Genomic DNA, 17,754 nt, shown 5'->3' on the forward strand with positions numbered 1-17,754 from the left:
TGGTGTGTCTGTGTTCCCCCTTCCCCCCATCGGGTGGTGTTTCTCTCTCTCTCGTTGTGGGTGTGCTATCGTCCCCGGCCCCCCCTTTTTGGGGGGGCCCCCCCCCTTCACTTGTGAACATGGGGTGGTGGAGATGCCGGGAATCGAACCCGGGTCCAGTGGAGTTAATTCAGGGCTTCTCCGAGCGCAGTCCGCTGTGCTTTTCTCGGCCCTGGCGGTCACACGGACGAGCCGCCAACAGGCCCAGCTGCTGTTTGATTTCCCATCCACCCTCGCAGCCCGGGCGGACGGTTGAGTTCCCTAGATTATGCCAGGGTCCGGGTCGGGAACTCCCCGGTCTGACACCCAAGCGCTATCGGTGCTTATTAGGCAGCGAGAGCGAACTGCTGGGAATCGCGCTTAGAGTTGGCGATTATTTTTTTGCGACACGTGGTTAACGAGATCATTGCCGCGTTCCTCGGCTCGCTTCCCCTGTTTCAACATCCCCTGTCGAAACCGATCATCCCCATGTTTTTTTGAGAAACAGCTCGGACTGTGACCGTCCGTGTTGCTGGCGCCATAGTACGCGAGGCGACGGGCGAGGGTCCAGCGGATTAACCCTGGCGCCGTCGGGCGGCCGCCACGGCGCGTGCCGTCTCGCGGGTGTCCTGCTTCTCGCGCAGCGTCTGACGCTTGTCGTACAGCTTCTTGCCGACCGCGAGCGCCAGTTCGAGCTTCACCCGGCCGTCCTTGAAGTACAGCGAGAGCGGGATGAGGGTGTGGCCCGCGTCGCGCACCTTGGTCTCGATCTTGTGGATCTCCATCCTGTGCAGCAGCAGCTTGCGCTTGCGGCGCGCGGCGTGGTTGGTCCACGTCCCCTGGGTGTACTCGGGGATGAAGACGTTGTCGATCCAGGCCTCGTGGTTCTGGATGTAGGCGTAGCCGTCGACCAGGTTGGCCCTCCCCTCGCGCAGTGACTTCACCTCGGTCCCGGTGAGCACGAGGCCGCACTCGTAGGTGTCGAGGATCGAGTACTCGTGTCGCGCCTTCTTGTTCTGCGCGATCAGCTTGTGTCCGGTTTCCTTTGCCATAGCGCCGTCATTCTCGCACTTCGGGCCCGGCGGGGCAGCCCCTTTAGGCCCGGGTGCCGAGCCCGGCCAGGACGCGCAGGGCCAGGGCGTCGGCGTCCTCGGAGCCGGACGCGGGGACGTCGGGGGTGAGGCCGGTGCCGTCGAGGGAGCGGCCGGCCGGGGTGTGGTAGCGGCCGACGGTCATCTCCAGCACGGCGCCGTCGGCGAGCCGGCTCGGCTGCTGGACAGTGCCCTTGCCGAAGGTCCGCGAGCCCACCACGACCGCGCGGCTGCGGTCCTGGAGCGCGCCGGCGAGCAGTTCGGCGGCGCTCATCGTGCCGCCGTCCACGAGCACCACGAGCGGGGTGCGCTGGTCACCGCCGGCCGGGGCGGTCAACTCCCTGGTGTCGCCGCGCTCCTGGTACGAGCCGACCGCGCCGCCGTCCAGGAAGGCCCCGGCGGTGGCGACGGCCTCGTCGACCAACCCGCCGGAGTTTCCGCGCAGATCGAGCACCACGCCGGCGTGCGGGGCGCGCAGCGCGGCGCGCACCTGGTCGGCCACGCCGGTGGTGAAGGCCCGCACGACGATCCGCAGCACGCCCTTGTCCAGGTGCTCCGCGGTGACCTGCTGGCTGTCCAGGAGGGCCCGGCGCAAGCGCAGTTCGCGCACCTCGCCGTCGCCGCGCCGGACGTCGACGGTGACCTCGGAGCCGGCCCTGCGCTCGCCGTCGCGGCCGCGCAGCCGGGCGACGACCTCGGTGACCGGCAGCCGGTCGGCCTGGTCGGCGTCGATCCTCAGCAGCCGGTCCCCGGGGGCGATCCCGGCCGCGGCGGCCGGACCGCCCGGGGCGACCTGGGACACCTCGGTGACGCCGTCCTCGCCGCGGCCCACCGACAGCCCCACCCCTAGGTAGCGGCCGTCCAGGCCCTGGCTGAACTCCGCGTACTCCTGCGCGCTGTAGTACGCCCCCCAGCGGTCGCCGCTGGCGCCGAGCAGGTGCTCGGCCTGCTGCTCCGAGAGCGCGGTGCCGGCCGGGTCCGCGGTGACACCGGGGACGACGGACGCGGGCCGGACAACGTCCGCGGACGGGCGGCGCGGCGCTTCGCTCGGGTCCCCCCAGGCGCCGGTGGCGGCCCCGGCCAGCAGCACGGCGCCGAACACCAGGCTGAGGGTGGCCACCTGACGTGCCCTGCGCGGAGTTTCCAGCATGGCATCGGAGTGTAGACACCGCGCGCGGCGCCGCGGGCCGGAACGGCCGAGCGCGGAACGACGGCGGCCCCGGACGGCGCAGTGCCGTCCGGGGCCGCCCGGGGCCCGGAGGATCAGACCTTGAGGTACTTGCGCAGCGTGAAGAACGCCGCGACGCCGGCCATCGCCATGCCGACCACGACCAGCAGCGGGATCACCGCCAGCACCGAGCTCAGCCCGATGAAGTGGATGAACTGCACCCGGTCGGCCAGCCAGTTCTGGACGAAGAAGTGCCCGCCGAGCAGCAGTCCGGAGGCCATCACGGCCCCGAGCAGCGCGGAGAACGCGGCCTCGGCGATGAACGGCATCTGGACGTAGAAGTTGGAGGCGCCGACCAGGCGCATGATGCCGGTCTCACGCCGCCTGCTGTACGCCGACACCCGGACGGTGTTGACGATCAGCAGCAGCGCGACGAACAGCATCAGCACCATGATGACGAAGGCCGCCGTCTGCAGACCGTTCAGCAGGCCGAAGAGGTTCTCCAGGATCTTCCGCTGGTCCTCCACCGACTTGACGCCGGGCTTCCCGGCGAAGGCGCTCTGGATGACGTCGTACTTCGTCGGGTCGTTGAGCTTCACCCGCCAGGACTGCGGCATGGCGTCCGGACCGAGGACGGAGATGAGCGGGTTGTCCGGGTTCATCTCCTTCCAGTGCTTGTACGCCTCCGCGGAGCTCTCGAAGGTCGACGACTGGACCACCGAGTCCATCTTGTCCAGCTGGGCCTTGACGTCCTGCACCTGCTGGTCGGTGGCCGCGCCCTGCCCGCACTGCGGGGAGTTCCGGGCGTCGGACTTGGTGCAGAAGTAGATGCTCACCTCGACCTTGTCGTACCAGTACCCCTTCATGGAGTTCACCTGGTCGCGGACCAGGAGCGAGGAACCGGCGAGGGCGAGGGAGAGCGCGACGCTGACGACGACCGCGATGGTCATGGTCAGGTTGCGGCGGAGACCCACACCGATCTCCGACAGGACGAACTGGGCGCGCATGCGTGTAACAACTCCAGGGTCGGTACTGCTGGGTCGGACGGCTCGGGCCGGCGGCCCTACGGTTCAGCGGGGGTGGGTCAGTGCTGGTATCCGTAGACGCCGCGGGCCTGGTCGCGGACCAGCAGGCCCTTGTCGAGCTCGATGACGCGCTTGCGCATCTGGTCGACGATGGCCTGGTCGTGGGTCGCCATCAGCACCGTGGTGCCGGTGCGGTTGATGCGGTCGAGCAGCTTCATGATGCCGACCGAGTTCTGCGGGTCGAGGTTGCCGGTGGGCTCGTCCGCGATCAGCAGCATCGGCCGGTTCACGAACGCGCGGGCGATCGCGACGCGCTGCTGCTCACCGCCGGAGAGCTCGCCGGGCATGCGGTCCTCCTTGCCGCCGAGGCCGACCAGCTCCAGCACCTCGGGCACCACCTTGTTGATGGCGCTCTTGGGCTTGCCGATCACTTCGAGGGCGAAGGCGACGTTCTGCGCGACGGTCTTGTTGGGCAGCAGGCGGAAGTCCTGGAAGACGGTGCCCAGCTGGCGGCGCATGTGCGGCACCTTCCAGTTGGACAGCTTGCCCAGGTCCTTGCCGAGGACGTGCACCTCACCCGTGGAGGGGCGCTCCTCGCGCAGGCACAGGCGCAGGAAGGTGGACTTCCCCGAGCCGGACGAGCCGACCAGGAAGACGAACTCACCCTTCTCGATCTCCAGCGAGACGTTGTCCAGGGCGGGACGGTTCTGCTTGGGATAGGTCTTGGAGACGTTGTCGAATCTGATCACGGCTGCATCACGGAGGCCATCCTAGGCGGCGCCAGTCCTCGGTCGGTCCACCCCTGTGGGCCCGGTCCGGGGGCGGGCGAAGGGAACGGAAAGGGCCGCTCCCGGCTTGGGACCATACGCGAATCCACCGTCGGCCCGCAGGGCCCGGAGCGGACGGTTACCGGAGACTGGGGGACAATGTCCCCTTATGCCCCGAAAATTGCGAGGCATCTCACAGCCCGGGAGCCGGAACGGTCGGAACCTGGCAGAGTGGAGTGAGCGACCGTGCCCGGCCGCTCCCCCGCACAGGGCACGCGAAGGAACCAAAGCCCCGTCCGGTGCGTTGGTTCTAGCAGCGAGGAGGAGATCGCATGACCTGCGACCATCTGGTGTGCGCCAACTGCAACGGACGCGTGAGCGAGGGCCGTTGCCCGGTCTGCCGCGCCAACCGGGCCCGGCTGCAGGAGCAGCAGGGTCCGTTCGCCGCGCTCTCCCCCGCGGTGCTGCTGGCCCTGCTGGCCGGACTGCTCGCGGTGGCGCTGATCGCCCGGCAGGCGCTGGCCTGAGGCACGACGGGACGTACCGAACGCGAAGGGCCCCCGACCGATCCCGGTCGGGGGCCCTCCTGCGTCGTCGCCCGATTACTCGGCGCTGGTCTCGCGCTGCTTGCGCCGGCGGATCCCGGCCTCGATGCTGTGCTTGATTCTCATCGAGGCCGAGCTCCTCACGCCTCGTTCGCGGTCTCGCGCTGCTTGCGCCAGCGGATCCCGGCCTCGATGCTGTGCTTGATTCTCATCGAGGCCGAGCTCCTCACGCCTCGTTCGCGGTCTCCCGCTGCTTGCGCCAGCGGATCCCGGCCTCGATGAAGCCGTCGATGTCGCCGTCCAGGACGGCCTGCGGGTTGCCGGCCTCGAACGCCGTCCGGACGTCCTTGACCATCTGGTACGGGTGCAGGACGTAGGAGCGCATCTGGTTGCCCCAGGAGCTGCCGCTGTCCTTGAGGGCGTCCATCGCCGCGCGCTCCTCCTGGCGGCGCCGCTCCAGCAGCTTCGCCTGGAGGACGTTCATCGCGGAGGCCTTGTTCTGGATCTGCGAGCGCTCGTTCTGGCAGGAGACCACGACACCGGTCGGGATGTGCGTGATGCGCACCGCCGAGTCGGTGGTGTTGACGCCCTGGCCGCCGGGGCCGGAGGCGCGGTAGACGTCGATGCGCAGCTCGGACTCGTCGATGTCGACGTGGTCGGACTGCTCGACGACCGGGAGCACCTCGACGCCGGCGAAGGAGGTCTGGCGACGGCCCTGGTTGTCGAACGGCGAGATGCGGACCAGGCGGTGCGTGCCCTGCTCGACCGAGAGCGTGCCATAGGCGTACGGCGCCTTCACGGTGAAGGTCGCGGACTTGATCCCGGCCTCTTCGGCGTACGAGGTGTCGTACACCTCGGTCGGGTACCCGTGCCGCTCGGCCCAGCGCAGGTACATGCGCATGAGCTGCTCGGCGAAGTCGGCGGCGTCGACGCCACCGGCCTCGGCCCGGATGTTGATCAGCGCCTCACGGGCGTCGTACTCGCCGGACAGGAGGGTGCGGACCTCCAGCTCCTCGACAGCCTTCTGGAGCGACTTGAGCTCGGTCTCGGCCTCGGTGCGGGTGTCCGCGTCGTCCTCGGCCTCGGCCAGCTCGAACAGCACGCCCAGGTCGTCGATGCGGCTGCGCAGGCCCTCGACCCGGCGCAGCTCGCCCTGGAGGAAGGAGAGCCGGCTGGTCACCTTCTGCGCGTTCGCGACGTCGTCCCACAGGGTGGGGGCGGCTGCCTCCTCCTCCAGGACCGCGATGTCGGCCCGGATCTTGTCCAGGTCGAGGACGGCCTCGATCGACCCCATGGTCGATTCGAGGTTCTTGAGCTCTTCGGAAGGATCGACGGCTGCCACGCCCCCAGCGTAATGGTTCCGGGGGTGGTCATGACGACACCGGGGTCCCCCGGCCGCCCTGGAGCGGTTCTAGGGGGCCCGCGGGGCGGTGCTGTGGACGGCCGGACGGGCCGGGTGGCCGCGGTCCGGGGCGGTGGCCGCGAAGGCCGTCCAGGCCGCGGCGGCGCCCGCCAGCAGCAGGACGGTGGCCAGCACGACGGCGAGCAACCGGCGGCGGCGCAGCAGGGCCTGGCGGTCGCGGCGGTGGCCCGCGCCGGGGGCGGTGCGCTGGGCGCGGGACTCGGCGGCGTAGGCGGCCAGCTCGTCCGCGGACGGACGGCGCAGGCTGGTGTGGGTGTCCCGGGTGGAGTCCGGGGCGACGCCGGGCACCAGCGGGACGGCCGGGCCGCGGCGGCGCTTGTGGGCGCCGGGGGCGGCGTCCACCTCGGCGTAGACGGCCTCGCCGGGGGTGATCGCCTCCTCCGCCGGGGCGCGGCCCTGCGAGGGGACGGCGAGCACCGGCAGGCCCGCCAGCGCGGGCAGCTGCTCGCGCAGCCTGGCGGCCAGCTCGGCGGCGCGCAACCGGGAGGCGGGGGCCTTGGCCAGGCACTCGGAGATGATCCGCCACAGCCCGTCCGGCAGGCCGGGGATCGGCGGCACCTGCTCGGTGACGTGGCGGCGCAGCACGGCGCCGGTGTGGCCGCCGCCGAAGGGGGTGAAGCCGGCCAGCAGCTCGTAGAGCACGGTGGCGAGGGCGTAGATGTCGACGGCGGCGCGCGGCTCCAGGCCCTCGATGATCTCGGGGGCGAGGTAGTCGGGGGTGCCGATGATCCGGGTGGCCCGCGTGCGGCGCGGGGCGTCCACCAGGCGGGCCACGCCGAAGTCGGTGAGCTTGGCGCGCGGGGCTCCGCCGGGGCCGGGGGCGGCGGCGAGGTCGAGCAGGACGTTCTCGGGTTTGACGTCGCGGTGGACGATGCCGGCCGCGTGCGCGGCGGCCAGGCCGTCGGCGACGTCGGCGATGACCGAGGCGGCGGTCTGCGGGGGCAGGGCACCGTCGCGTTCGAGCCGGGAGCGCAGGTCGGTGCCCTGGACGAGCTCCATGACGAGGGCGAGGTCGCTGCCGTCCACGACCATGTCGCGCACGCCGACCACCCGGGGGTGGTCGAGGCTGGTCAGCGCGGCGCGCTCCTGCACGAAGCGGCCGACCAGCACCTGGTCGGCGGCCAGGTCCTCGCGCAGCAGCTTGACCGCCACCGGGCCGTCCGGCCCCTCGCCGAGCCAGACCGTCCCGGCCGAACCCCGGCCGATCACCTGGTGGACGGTGTACCGGCTGCCGATCTTGCGTGCCAATGCTGCTCCGTGGGCGGCGCGGGAGCGCGCCGGAAGGTCCGGTGCGCTCGGTGGGGCGGGACAACACCGACCAACCTACGCGCCCCGACCCCCCTCGCGGGCCGCCTGAGGGCCCCGGGGCGGCACTCGCGGGCGAGAAATCTTCCAAATTGTCGACACAGCGTCAATCCCGCCGTCCGGGCGGCCGCCGGGGGGCGGCCGGACCCGGCGGGGCGTCAGTTCCTCGCGCTGTCGAAGACGTTGGTCACCCAGTCGTAGGCCGTGTGGTACCAGCCCTGGACGTTGTCCCAGTAGTGCGGCAGCGGCGTGAAGTTCCACAGCGCCACGGCGGCGACCGCCAGCACCAGCAGCACCATCAGGCAGCCCTTGAGGCAGCCGAGCCCCGGGATGTACATCCGGTTGCGGCTGCGCGGGCGCCGCTCGCGCGGCGGGGCCGGCTCGCGGCGCGACGGCGCCGGCGGCGCCTCCCGGCGGGCCGGCGGCTCCTCGCGGCGTTGCGGGGGCTCCCGGTGCTGCGGCGCGGGCGGCTCGGCCCGGCGCACCGGGGCGGGCGGGGGCGGCGGCGGGTAGCCGGCCTGCGACCGGCCGTAGCCCTCCGGGGCCTGCCGGTAGCCGCCGGGCGGCTGCGGACGGCCGCCCTGGCCCGCCTGTCCCCCCTGGTTCGCCTGGTTCGCCCGGTAGGGCGGCGGGGCGACCGGCGGGCGCTGGGCGTACCCGGGCGGCGGCGGGCCCTGGCGGCGCTGGTCGGGCCGGGGGCCGCCGGGCTGCTGGGGCTGGTACGCCCCGGGGTGACCGCCCTGGCCCGGGTATCCGCCCTGACCCCCCTGGCCCGCCTGGTAGGGCTGCGGGGCGACCTGCGGCTCCTCGAAGTCCTCCGGGCCGAAGTAGCCGACCTGCGTCTGCTGGTTGCGGTCCCGCGCGGCGCGCAGCTGCGTCTGCCACGGGTGCGGCGCCTCCTCCTGCGGCGGGCCCGGCGGGGGCGGCGGCACCGCGGTGGGCGGCATCACCTGCGTGCGGTCCGCACTGCCGTACGGGGGCGCGGGCGGCGGCTGGGTGCCCATCACCCGGGTCGCCGCGGCCGGGTCGAACTGCGGGGCGCCGGGGCCGCCGGCGGGCAGCACCTGGGTGCGGTCCTCGCTCGCCGGCGCGAACGGCGCACCCGTGGCCGTGCCCGGCACCGAGGCGGGCTGCGGGTCCGGCTGCAGCAGCGCGCCGACCGCGATCGCCGCGTCCACGGCCGCCGGGGAGGCGTGCACGCCGACGCCCGCCGCCACCACGCGCAGCGCCCGCGCCAGCGAGGTCGCGGACGGCCGCTGCGCCGGGTCCTTGCGCAGGCAGCGCTCGATCACCGTCCACAGCGGCTCGGGCATCGTGCTGGGCCGCTGCGGCTCCTGGGCGAGGTGCGCCTGGAGGACCGCGAGCGCGCCGTCGCCCTGGAACGGCTGGCGGCCGGTGACCAGCTCGTACAGCATGATCCCGGCGCCGTAGACGTCCACGGCGGAGGTCTGGGCGCGGCCCTCGGCGGACTCCGGGGCGACGTAGGCGGGCGTGCCGACGAACTCGTGGGTGCGGGTGATGCCCGGGGAGTCGGCGAGGCGGGCGATGCCGAAGTCGGTCAGCATCGGGTGCATCTGCTCGGTGCCGTCCACCAGGACGGAGGCGAGCAGGACGTTCGCCGGCTTGAGGTCGCGGTGGACGATGCCGTCGGCGTGGCTGGCCGCGAGCGCGTCCGCGACCTGGGCCATCAGCAGGGCGCCGGCGATCGGGCTGAACGGGCCGTTGGAACGCAGGTAGCGGGCCAGGTCGGGGCCCTCGACGAGGTCCATCACGAGGGCCAGCAGCTCGCCCTCGACGACCAGGTCGCACACCCGGACGATGTTGGGGTGGGTGAGCCGCAGCAGCAGGGAGCGCTCGCGCAGGAAGCGCATCACGACGTCCGGGTCCGCGGCCAGTTCCTCGCGCAGCACCTTGATCGCCACGGCCTGCCCGGGCTCGCCGCCCGGCACGTCGGCGTCCGGGCGCACCCGCCCGCGCCAGACGGTGCCGGTGGCCCCCCGTCCGAGGGTCTCCTCAAGCACATACTTGCTGCCGACTGGCCGCACCTGTCGCACTCCTCGCCGTGCCGCCCGCGCGGGGCGCTCCTCCGCCGGTGCGGTGAGCCTGCCGGGCCCCTGTCTGCGGCCACTCTAACGGTGACCGTTCGGGTTTCGGAGGCGACCGGCAGGCCGTCCGACCGGTCTCGGGGACGGGTTGGGGGACATCCCCTAGGGAAGGGTCACGGGCACCGCCGGAGCACCGGTTGACCTGACCCTCCGCCACCTCCAACATGGCGATCATCGCAAGATCGTCAAATCCGGTACCGTGCGCGGACCGTCCGTGACGGATGGCAGGATGGACACTCGCCACCTTTGTGGCCCAGCGGCCGCCCGAGCCGCGAGGCAGCGGTACCAGGCTTCACATCAGCAGAAGGGACCCGCGGGCGAGATGCAGATCCGGCTGACCGTCCTCCGACCGCGCAGCGGCCCGACCGCCGCCGGCACCGCCATCCCCTACGTGGACGTACTGGTCACCGCGCCCGTGGGCACCGCGCTCGGCGCCCTCGCGGGCGCGCTCGCGGGCGCCGTGGGCGTGCGCGGGCCCCGGGCCGCCACCCACGTGCACCTCTACGCCGGGGCGCACCGGGTGGACGAACACACCCTGCTCGGCCATCCTCCGCTCCTCGACGGCGCCGTCCTCAGCCTCAACGAGCCGGACCCGACCGCCGACGACCCCGACGACGCGACGGCCGCCGCCGAACTGCGCGTGGTCGGCGGGCCGGACGCCGGCGGCGTGCACCGCCTGCACGGCCGGGAGATCCGGGTCGGCCGCTCCGGCGAGGCCGACGTCCCGCTCGACGACCCGGACGTCTCCCGGCTGCACCTGTCCCTGCACCTCGCCGAGGACGGCCGGGTCACCATCCGCGACCTCGGCTCCACCAACGGCACCACCCTGGACGGCCGGATCGTCCCGCCCGGCCCGCTGGAGGAGGCCGTCCCGCTCGACCCCGGAGCCCTGCTGCGGATCGGCGAGTCCACCCTCCAGCTCGCGGCCCCCGAACCCGGCGAGCCCGCCCGCGCCGCCGTCCCGGACGGCCACGGCCACCTCCAGCTCGCCGCCCCCGGCCCCGTCCGGCCCGCGCCGCCCGTCGCCGAACCGCCCGCCGCCCCCGAGCCCGCCGCGGGCCGCGGCCGCGGACTGCTCTCGCTGCGGCTCGGCCGCACCGCCGAACCGCCCGGGCAGGAGAGCGCCGAGCGCCACCACGCCGCCGTCCGGATCCGCCAGGCCGCCGCCCAGCGCGAACGCTGGCCCGACCTCGCCACCCTCCTGCTCAACGCCGTCGGCCCCGGCCCCCGGCTCTGGGAGCGCGGCCCCGGCCACCCCGACGCGCTCACCCTGCGCCTGGGCACCGCCGACCGCCCCGGCGGCCCCGGCACCACCCCCGGCACGACACTGCCCGCCGTCCCGGTCACCCTCGACCTGCAGACCGCCGGCAGCCTCGGCCTCAGCGGCCCGCGCGAGCGGCTGGACGCGCTCACCCGCGCCGTCGTCGCCCAGCTCGCCGCCCTGCACCCGCCGAGCGGCCTGAGCCTCGTCGTCGTCGACTCCGACCACGCCCGCACCCCGCAGGAGCGCGTCGACACCTGGGCCTGGGCCCTCTGGCTGCCCCACCTGCGCCCCGTCGAGGGCCAGGACTGCCGCCTGCTGCTCGGCCTGGACGACGAGCAGGCCACCGCCCGGCTCACCGAGCTCACCGCCCGGCTCAGCGGCCCGGTCGGCCTCGGCGGCCACCCCGCCACCGTCGTCGTGGTCGACGGCCGCCCGGCCACCGAGACCGCCCGGCAGGCGCTGGACCTGCTGCTGCGCCAGGGCCCGGCGGTCGGCATCTTCCCGATCTGCCTCGCCGAGCAGCCCGAACTGCTCCCCCGCGGCGTCGGCGCCACCGCCCTGATCACCGGCGAGGTCGGCACCCACCTCTCGCTCGACCGCCCGGTCGCCCGCGGCCGCGAGACCCTGCACGAGGTCTCGCTGGACGCCGTCTCCGACGCCTGGGCCGAGCGGCTGGCCCGGGTGCTCGCCCCGCTGCGCGAGGCCGCCCCGGCCGCCCGCGGCCCCCTGCCGGACGCCCTGCGGCTGCTCGACCTGCTGCAGCTCGACACCGTCACCCCCGCCAAGCTCTCCGCCCGCTGGGACGCCCACGCCGGCGGCATCGGCGCCGCCACCGCGCTGCTCGGCACCACCCGCGACGAGCTCTGCACGCTCGACCTCGCCGATCCCGAACTGGCCCTCCCCTCCCCCGACCCGGGCGGCCCGCACCTGCTGATCGGCGGCGCGCGCGGCTCCGGCAAGACGGAGCTGCTGCGCACGCTCGTCGCCTCGCTCGCCGTCTCCGAGCGGCCCGAGCGGCTGGCCGTCACCATCGTCGAGGGCCGGGCCACCGAGGACGGGCTGGACGGCTGCACCGAGCTCCCGCACGTCACCGGGCGGGTCAACGCCGCCTCCGACCCGCGCCAGGCGCTGCTCGCCGCGGAGGCGCTGGAGGACGAACTCGCGCTGCGGGAGCGGCTGTTCGACGGCCTCGACTTCGCCTCCTGGCATGCCGCCCGCATTCTTGACGGCCAGCACAGCCTGGACGGCCAGCACAGCCTGGACGGCCAGCACAGCCTCGACGGCCGACAGGGACCGGCCGGTCGGCAGGGCCTCGGCACAGGTGCGGACGCCCCGCAGGTACCGGTGCCCGCCGCCGTCGGAGCCGCCGCGACCCCCGCGCCCCGGGTCATCGGGCCGCGCGGCGCCGACGGCCCCCGGCCCGCCGCCCCGGGCTCCCCGGTCCCCGCCCGGCTGGTCGTCGTGGTCGACGACTACGACGCGCTGCTCTCCCCCACCTCCCCGGCCGGCCGCCCGCTGGCCCGCGCGCTCGCCGCCGTCGCCCGCCGCGGCGGCCCGCTCGGCGTCCACCTCGCGGTCACCACCGGCCGGCCCGAGGAGAGCGCCGGCACCGAGGTGGACGAGGCCGCCCTGCTCCGGATCGCCCTGCGCACCGAGGACCCGGCCGACTCCGACCTGCTGATCCACCTGGGCGACGCCGCCGCCCTCCCCGAGGACACCCCGGGCCGCGGCTACCTGCGGCTGCCGGACGGCGGCGTCTGCGCCTTCCAGGCCGCCCGGATCAGCGGACGCATCCCGCGCACCGCGACCCTGCGCCCGACGGTCGTCGCGATAGACCCGCTCCAGCTCGGCGCCCCGCCCGCCCGCCGCCCGGTCCGCGAACTCGGCAACGGCCCGACGGACCTGGCGCTCCTCGCCAGCGCCCTCCAGCGCGCGGCGACCCGCTGAGGGCCGGCGTCCCGCGGCACGTACGGAAAGGGGCAGGGCCCGCGTCCGAAGACGCGGGCCCTGCCCCTTTTGCCATCCTGACTTCCTAGCGCATCGAGCCGGTGCGCAGGAGGGTGCGGATGACGCGCATCGCGACCGACAGGCTGGACAGCTCGTAGTTGTCCGAACCCCTTATGTCGTCGAGCGTGCTCTTCGCGCGGTTCAGCAGCGTCCCGTTGAGCTCCGCCCAGGCGGTGTAGCGCTCCTCCGGGGTGGCGCCCTCCGGGCCGCAGACGAGGATGTCGGCGGTCAGCGCCGCGTGCGCCGCGAAGAGGTCCTCGCGGATCGCGGCCCGGGCCATCGACGACCAGCGGTCGGTGCGGGGCAGGTCGATGATGCGGTCCAGCAGGTGCGAGATCTGCAGGCGGTCGCCGAGGTCGTAGTAGAGCTCGGCGACGTCCGCGACGTCCTTGCCGGAGCGGTCCGCGACCTCGGTGATGTCCAGGGTCGGGAAGACCGAGGACAGGCCGGCGATCCGGGTGGCCAGCTCCTCCGGCACGCCCGCCGCGGCGAGCTCGCCGTGGATCGACTCGAACCACGCCAGGTCCTCGCCGCGCAGCGGCTTGGGCAGCGAGCCCCACACCTGGGCGATCCGGTCGCGGAAGAACGCGATCGTGGCGGCGATGTCCAGCGGCTGGCGGCGGTTGTTGAGCATCCACCGGGTGGCGCGCTCGACCAGGCGGCGCGAGTGCAGCCGCATCTTGGTCTGGACCCGGGCCGGGACCTTGTTGTCCAGGCCCTCGATCTCGCCCCAGATCTCCTCCAGGCCGAACACGGCCCGCGCGGCGGTGTGCGTCCGGGCGATCTCCTCGTAGGTCGCGCCGGTCTCCTCCTTCAGGCGGAAGGCGAAGGTGCAGCCACCGCGGTTGATCGTGTCGTTGACGATCAGCGTGGTGATGATCTCGCGGCGCAGCGCGTGGCCGTCGATCGCCTCGGCGAACCTGGTCCGCAGGGCGCTCGGGAAGTACTCGTGGAGCGCGGTGCGGAAGTACGGGTCGTCGGGCAGGTCGGTGGCGAGCAGCTCCTCGGCCAGCGTGATCTTGGTGTACGCGAGCAGGACGGACATCTCGGGCTGCGAGAGCCCGCGGCCGTTCTGCTGGCGCTCGCGGATCAGGCGCTCGGCGGGCAGGAACTCCAGCCCCCGGTCGAGCTGGCCGGCCGCCTCGAAGCGGTTGATCATCCGGGAGTGGACGTTGACCATGCTGTGCGCCTGGGCGACGGCGTTGGCCAGCACCACGTTCTGCGCGTAGTTGTTGCGCAGCACCAGGTGGCCGACCTCGTCGGTCATCTCGGCCAGCAGCGTGTTGCGCTGCTTGACCGTCATGTCGCCCTCGGCGACGACCCCGTTGAGCAGGATCTTGATGTTGACCTCGTGGTCCGAGGTGTCCACGCCGGCCGAGTTGTCGATGGCGTCGGTGTTGATCCAGCCGCCGGTGCTCTCCGGGCCGCCGGCCGCCGCGTACTCGATGCGGCCGAGCTGGGTGCAGCCGAGGTTGCCGCCCTCGCCGATGACCCGGGCCCGGACCTGCTCGCCGTTGACGCGGATGGCGTCGTTGGCCTTGTCGCCGACCTCGGCGTTGGTCTCGGTCGAGGCCTTGATGTAGGTGCCGATGCCGCCGTTCCAGAACAGGTCGACCGGCGCCTGCAGGATCGCCTTCATCAGCTCGGCCGGGGTGAGCCGGGCCTCCTGGATGCCGAGCGCGGCCCGGACCTGGGCACTGACCTGGATCGACTTGGCACTGCGCGGGAACACCCCGCCGCCGGCCGAGATCAGCGACTTGTCGTAGTCGTCCCACGAGCTGCGCGGCAGGTCGAACAGGCGGCGGCGCTCGGCGTACGAGAGGGCCGCGTCCGGGTTCGGGTCGAGGAAGATGTGGCGGTGGTCGAAGGCCGCGACCAGCCGGATGTGCTCGCTGAGCAGCATGCCGTTGCCGAAGACGTCGCCGGACATGTCGCCGATGCCGATGACGGTGAAGTCCTCGGCCTGGGTGTCGACGCCGAGCTCGCGGAAGTTGCGCTTGACCGACTCCCAGGCGCCGCGGGCGGTGATGCCCATGCCCTTGTGGTCGTAGCCCGCCGAGCCGCCGGAGGCGAACGCGTCGCCCAGCCAGAAGCCGTAGGACTCGGCGACGCCGTTGGCGATGTCGGAGAAGGTCGCGGTGCCCTTGTCGGCGGCGACGACCAGGTAGGTGTCGTCCTCGTCGTGGCGGACCACGTCGGCCGGGTGGACGACCTCGCCGCCGACCAGGTTGTCGGTGATGTCGAGCAGCGCCGAGATGAACGTCTTGTACGAGGAGACGCCCTCGGCCAGCCACGCGTCGCGGTCCACCGACGGGTCCGGCAGCTGCTTGGCGACGAAGCCGCCCTTGGCGCCGACCGGCACGATGACGGTGTTCTTCACCATCTGCGCCTTGACCAGGCCGAGGATCTCGGTGCGGAAGTCCTCGCGCCGGTCGGACCAGCGCAGACCGCCGCGGGCGACCTTGCCGAAGCGCAGGTGCACGCCCTCGACCTGCGGCGAGTAGACCCAGATCTCGAACGCCGGGCGCGGGGCCGGCAGGTCCGGGATGGCCTTCGGGTCGAACTTCATCGACACGTAGGAGTGCCACTCCCCGGAGCCGTCGTGCTGGAAGAAGTTGGTCCGCAGGGTGGCCTTGATGAGGTTCAGGAAGGAGCGCAGGATGCGGTCCTCGTCCAGCGAGACGACCTCGTCGAGCGCGCCGGCCAGCTCCTCCAGGATGCCCTCGGTCAGCTCCAGGGCGCCCGAGCGGTGGCTCGGGCTCAGCCGGGCCTCGAAGAGGTTGACCAGCAGGCGGGTGCTGTGGGTGTTGTTGCGGAGCGCGTCCTCCATGTAGTCCTGGGAGAACGTGGAGCCCGCCTGGCGCAGGTACTTGGCGTACGCGCGCAGCATCATCGCCTGGCGCCAGGTCAGCCCGGCGGTGAGGACCAGCTCGTTGAAGCCGTCGTTCTCGGCCCGGCCGGTCCAGGTGGCGGCGAAGGTCTCCTGGAAGCGCTCGCGCGCCTCGTCGGTGAGCTCGGTGGCCTCGCGCAGCTTCAGGCCGAAGTCGTACACCCACGCGGTGGTGCCGTCGGAGCGGCGCAGCGCGTACGGGTGTTCGTCCAGGACCTCGACGCCCAGGCGCTGGAGCACCGGCAGGACCTCGGTGAGCGAGATCGGGCCGCCGACCCGGTAGATCTTGAAGCGGCGCTCGTCGTCGCCGGCGCCGACCGGCTGGTACAGGTTGAGGCGGAAGTCGCCCGCGCCGTGCAGCGACTCGATCTGCTTGATGTCGGAGACGGCGGTGCGCGGCGGGAAGTCGGCGCGGTAGCCGTCGGGGAAGGCGTTGGCGTACTTGTGGCCGAGCTCGGCGGCCTTCTCCTCGCCCAGCTCGGTGTGCAGCTGGTCGTGGAAGCCGTCCATCCAGAACCGGGCGGCCTCGGCCAGGCGGTTCTCGATCCGCTCGATGTCGGTGTCGGTGAGCTGCGGCAGCTCGGTGCCGGGGGCCACCCGGACGACGAAGTGCAGGCGGGTCAGCACCGACTCGGTGGCGTACACCGTGTAGTCGATGGCGTCGCCGTTCAGCTCTTCCTTGAGGATGTCGGTGAGCAGCAGGCGGATCCGGGTGGTGTACCGGTCGCGCGGCAGGTAGATGAACGCCGAGTAGTAGCGGCCGTACTCGTCCTGGCGCAGGAAGAGGCGCAGCTTGCGGCGCTCCTGCAGGTAGAGCACGCTCGTGGCGATCGAGAGCAGTTCGGAGGCCGCCGTCTGGAACATCTCGTCCCGCGGGAAGGTCTCCATGATCTGCAGCAGGTCGCGGCCGTCGTGGCTCTCGCTGGAGAAGCCGGAGCCGTCCAGGACGGCCTGGACCTTGCGGCGCACGACCGGGATCCGGGTGACGGACTCGGTGTACGCGGCGGAGGAGAACAGGCCGAGGAAGCGGCGCTCGCCGATGGGCTCGCCGGCGGCGTTGAACTTCTTCACGCCGACGTAGTCCAGGTAGGCCGGGCGGTGCACGGTGGCACGGCTGTTGGCCTTGGTGAGGACGAGCAGCTTCTTCTCGTGGGCCTTGGCGCGCACCGGCGCGGAGAGGCGGCCGAAGGCCTCGCTCACGGAGTGGTGGCGGTCGTCGTGGCTGTGCGGGTCGGCGCGCAGGATGCCGAGGCCGGTGCCGGCGACGGCCTTGAGGACCTCTTCGCCCTCGTGCTCGACGAGGTCGTACTCGCGGTAGCCGAGGAAGGTGAAGTGGTCGTCGCCGAGCCAGCGCATCAGCTCCCAGGCCTCGCCGACCTCCTGCTCGGGCAGGCCGGCCGGGGGCTCCTCGGCCAGCTCGTCGGCCAGGCGCAGCGCGCTGTCGCGCATCTTGGTCCAGTCCTCGACGACCTCGCGGACGTCGCCGAGCACGCGGCGCAGGTTGGACTCGATCGAGCGCAGGTCCTCGCGGTCGGTCTCGCGGTCGATCTCGATGTGCATCCACGACTCGACGGTCGCGTCGGCGGGCCACTCGGCGCCGGCGGCCTGGCTGCGCGCGCACGCGTCGACGTCGAGGATCTCCAGGAGCTTGCCGGTGATGTCACGGCGGACGACCAGCTGCGGGTGGATCACGATGTGGATGCCGCGGTCCTGGCGGGACAGCTCGTTGGTGACGGAGTCGACCAGGAAGGACATGTCGTCGGTGACGACCTCGACGACCGTGTGGCCGCAGGACCAGCCGTTCTCCTCGACCGAGGGGGTGTGCACCCGCACCTCGGCGGTGCCCTGGGGGCGCTTGAGGCCCAGGCGGTAGTGCGAGGCGGCCGCGCCGTAGACGTCGACCGGGTCGAGGTCGACCAGGTCCTCGGGCGCGGTGTGGAGGTAGTAGTGGTGCAGGTACGCGGTAAGAGCGCCGTTGCTCAGACCCTCCCCCGGCGCCGCTCCCCCCACCTGGCTGTTCTCAGCGGCTGCGGCGGCCTTCTTGAGCAGGTCGGCCTTGGCTGCGTCCAGCTTGGTCTGCATGACTTCTTGGCTCCTGTCGCGCGCCGTTGCGTGACTCGGTCGTGTGTGGATGAACACCGACGGG

Annotated in this window: 10 protein-coding genes and 1 other RNA gene; 2 read left to right on the forward strand and 9 right to left on the reverse strand. The window is 72.9% G+C overall.

Annotation, left to right across the window (positions count from 1 at the left end; all coding sequences use genetic code 11):
* Window positions 1-125: 125 nt before the first annotated feature.
* The 5 genes from ssrA to ftsE all read right to left on the reverse strand — a co-directional run bounded on the left by ssrA (window position 126) and on the right by ftsE (window position 4,051).
* Window positions 126-507, reverse strand: a transfer-messenger RNA (tmRNA) gene (gene ssrA, locus ACFV4G_RS01735).
* An 86-nt stretch (window positions 508-593) separates the two neighbouring features.
* The gene (gene smpB, locus ACFV4G_RS01740) at window positions 594-1,070 is read right to left on the reverse strand and encodes an SsrA-binding protein SmpB (RefSeq protein ID WP_380435422.1); all 477 of its coding nucleotides are present in this window, start codon (window positions 1,068-1,070) and stop codon (window positions 594-596) included.
* 43 nt (window positions 1,071-1,113) lie between these two features.
* Window positions 1,114-2,259, reverse strand: a complete 1,146-nt coding sequence (locus ACFV4G_RS01745) for a S41 family peptidase (RefSeq protein WP_380435423.1) — start codon at window positions 2,257-2,259, stop codon at window positions 1,114-1,116.
* A gap of 113 nt (window positions 2,260-2,372) precedes the next feature.
* Window positions 2,373-3,284: a permease-like cell division protein FtsX gene (gene ftsX, locus ACFV4G_RS01750; protein ID WP_329929190.1), complete on the reverse strand. Its 912-nt coding sequence runs from the start codon at window positions 3,282-3,284 to the stop codon at window positions 2,373-2,375.
* Between the two features lie 77 nt (window positions 3,285-3,361).
* Window positions 3,362-4,051 carry a cell division ATP-binding protein FtsE gene (ftsE, locus tag ACFV4G_RS01755; protein WP_063349173.1) on the reverse strand — a complete coding sequence of 230 codons (690 nt, stop codon included), beginning with the start codon at window positions 4,049-4,051 and terminating at the stop codon, window positions 3,362-3,364.
* A 350-nt stretch (window positions 4,052-4,401) separates the two neighbouring features.
* On the opposite strand from ftsE, the gene ACFV4G_RS01760 reads away from it, so the two are divergent.
* Window positions 4,402-4,596 carry a hypothetical protein gene (locus ACFV4G_RS01760; protein ID WP_359960365.1) on the forward strand — a complete coding sequence of 65 codons (195 nt, stop codon included), beginning with the start codon at window positions 4,402-4,404 and terminating at the stop codon, window positions 4,594-4,596.
* Window positions 4,597-4,840: 244 nt separating this feature from the next.
* Here ACFV4G_RS01760 and prfB read toward each other — a convergent pair whose 3' ends face one another.
* The 3 genes from prfB to ACFV4G_RS01775 form a co-directional block, all read right to left on the reverse strand.
* A complete protein-coding gene (gene prfB / locus ACFV4G_RS01765) occupies window positions 4,841-5,956 on the reverse strand; it encodes a peptide chain release factor 2 (protein WP_380435424.1) in 1,116 nt (371 codons plus the stop codon).
* 69 nt (window positions 5,957-6,025) lie between these two features.
* Window positions 6,026-7,285 carry a serine/threonine-protein kinase gene (locus ACFV4G_RS01770; RefSeq protein WP_380435425.1) on the reverse strand — a complete coding sequence of 420 codons (1,260 nt, stop codon included), beginning with the start codon at window positions 7,283-7,285 and terminating at the stop codon, window positions 6,026-6,028.
* Window positions 7,286-7,500: 215 nt separating this feature from the next.
* Window positions 7,501-9,387, reverse strand: a complete 1,887-nt coding sequence (locus tag ACFV4G_RS01775) for a protein kinase (RefSeq protein WP_380435426.1) — start codon at window positions 9,385-9,387, stop codon at window positions 7,501-7,503.
* A gap of 382 nt (window positions 9,388-9,769) precedes the next feature.
* On the opposite strand from ACFV4G_RS01775, the gene ACFV4G_RS01780 reads away from it, so the two are divergent.
* The gene (locus ACFV4G_RS01780; protein ID WP_380435427.1) at window positions 9,770-12,658 is read left to right on the forward strand and encodes an FtsK/SpoIIIE domain-containing protein; all 2,889 of its coding nucleotides are present in this window, start codon (window positions 9,770-9,772) and stop codon (window positions 12,656-12,658) included.
* Between the two features lie 85 nt (window positions 12,659-12,743).
* Here the strand turns inward: ACFV4G_RS01780 and ACFV4G_RS01785 are convergent, their stop codons facing one another.
* Window positions 12,744-17,690: an NAD-glutamate dehydrogenase gene (locus tag ACFV4G_RS01785; protein ID WP_380435428.1), complete on the reverse strand. Its 4,947-nt coding sequence runs from the start codon at window positions 17,688-17,690 to the stop codon at window positions 12,744-12,746.
* Window positions 17,691-17,754 lie beyond the last annotated feature (64 nt).

Origin of the sequence: Kitasatospora sp. NPDC059747, from assembly GCF_042732955.1 — a bacterium.
Lineage (GTDB): Bacteria > Actinomycetota > Actinomycetes > Streptomycetales > Streptomycetaceae > Kitasatospora.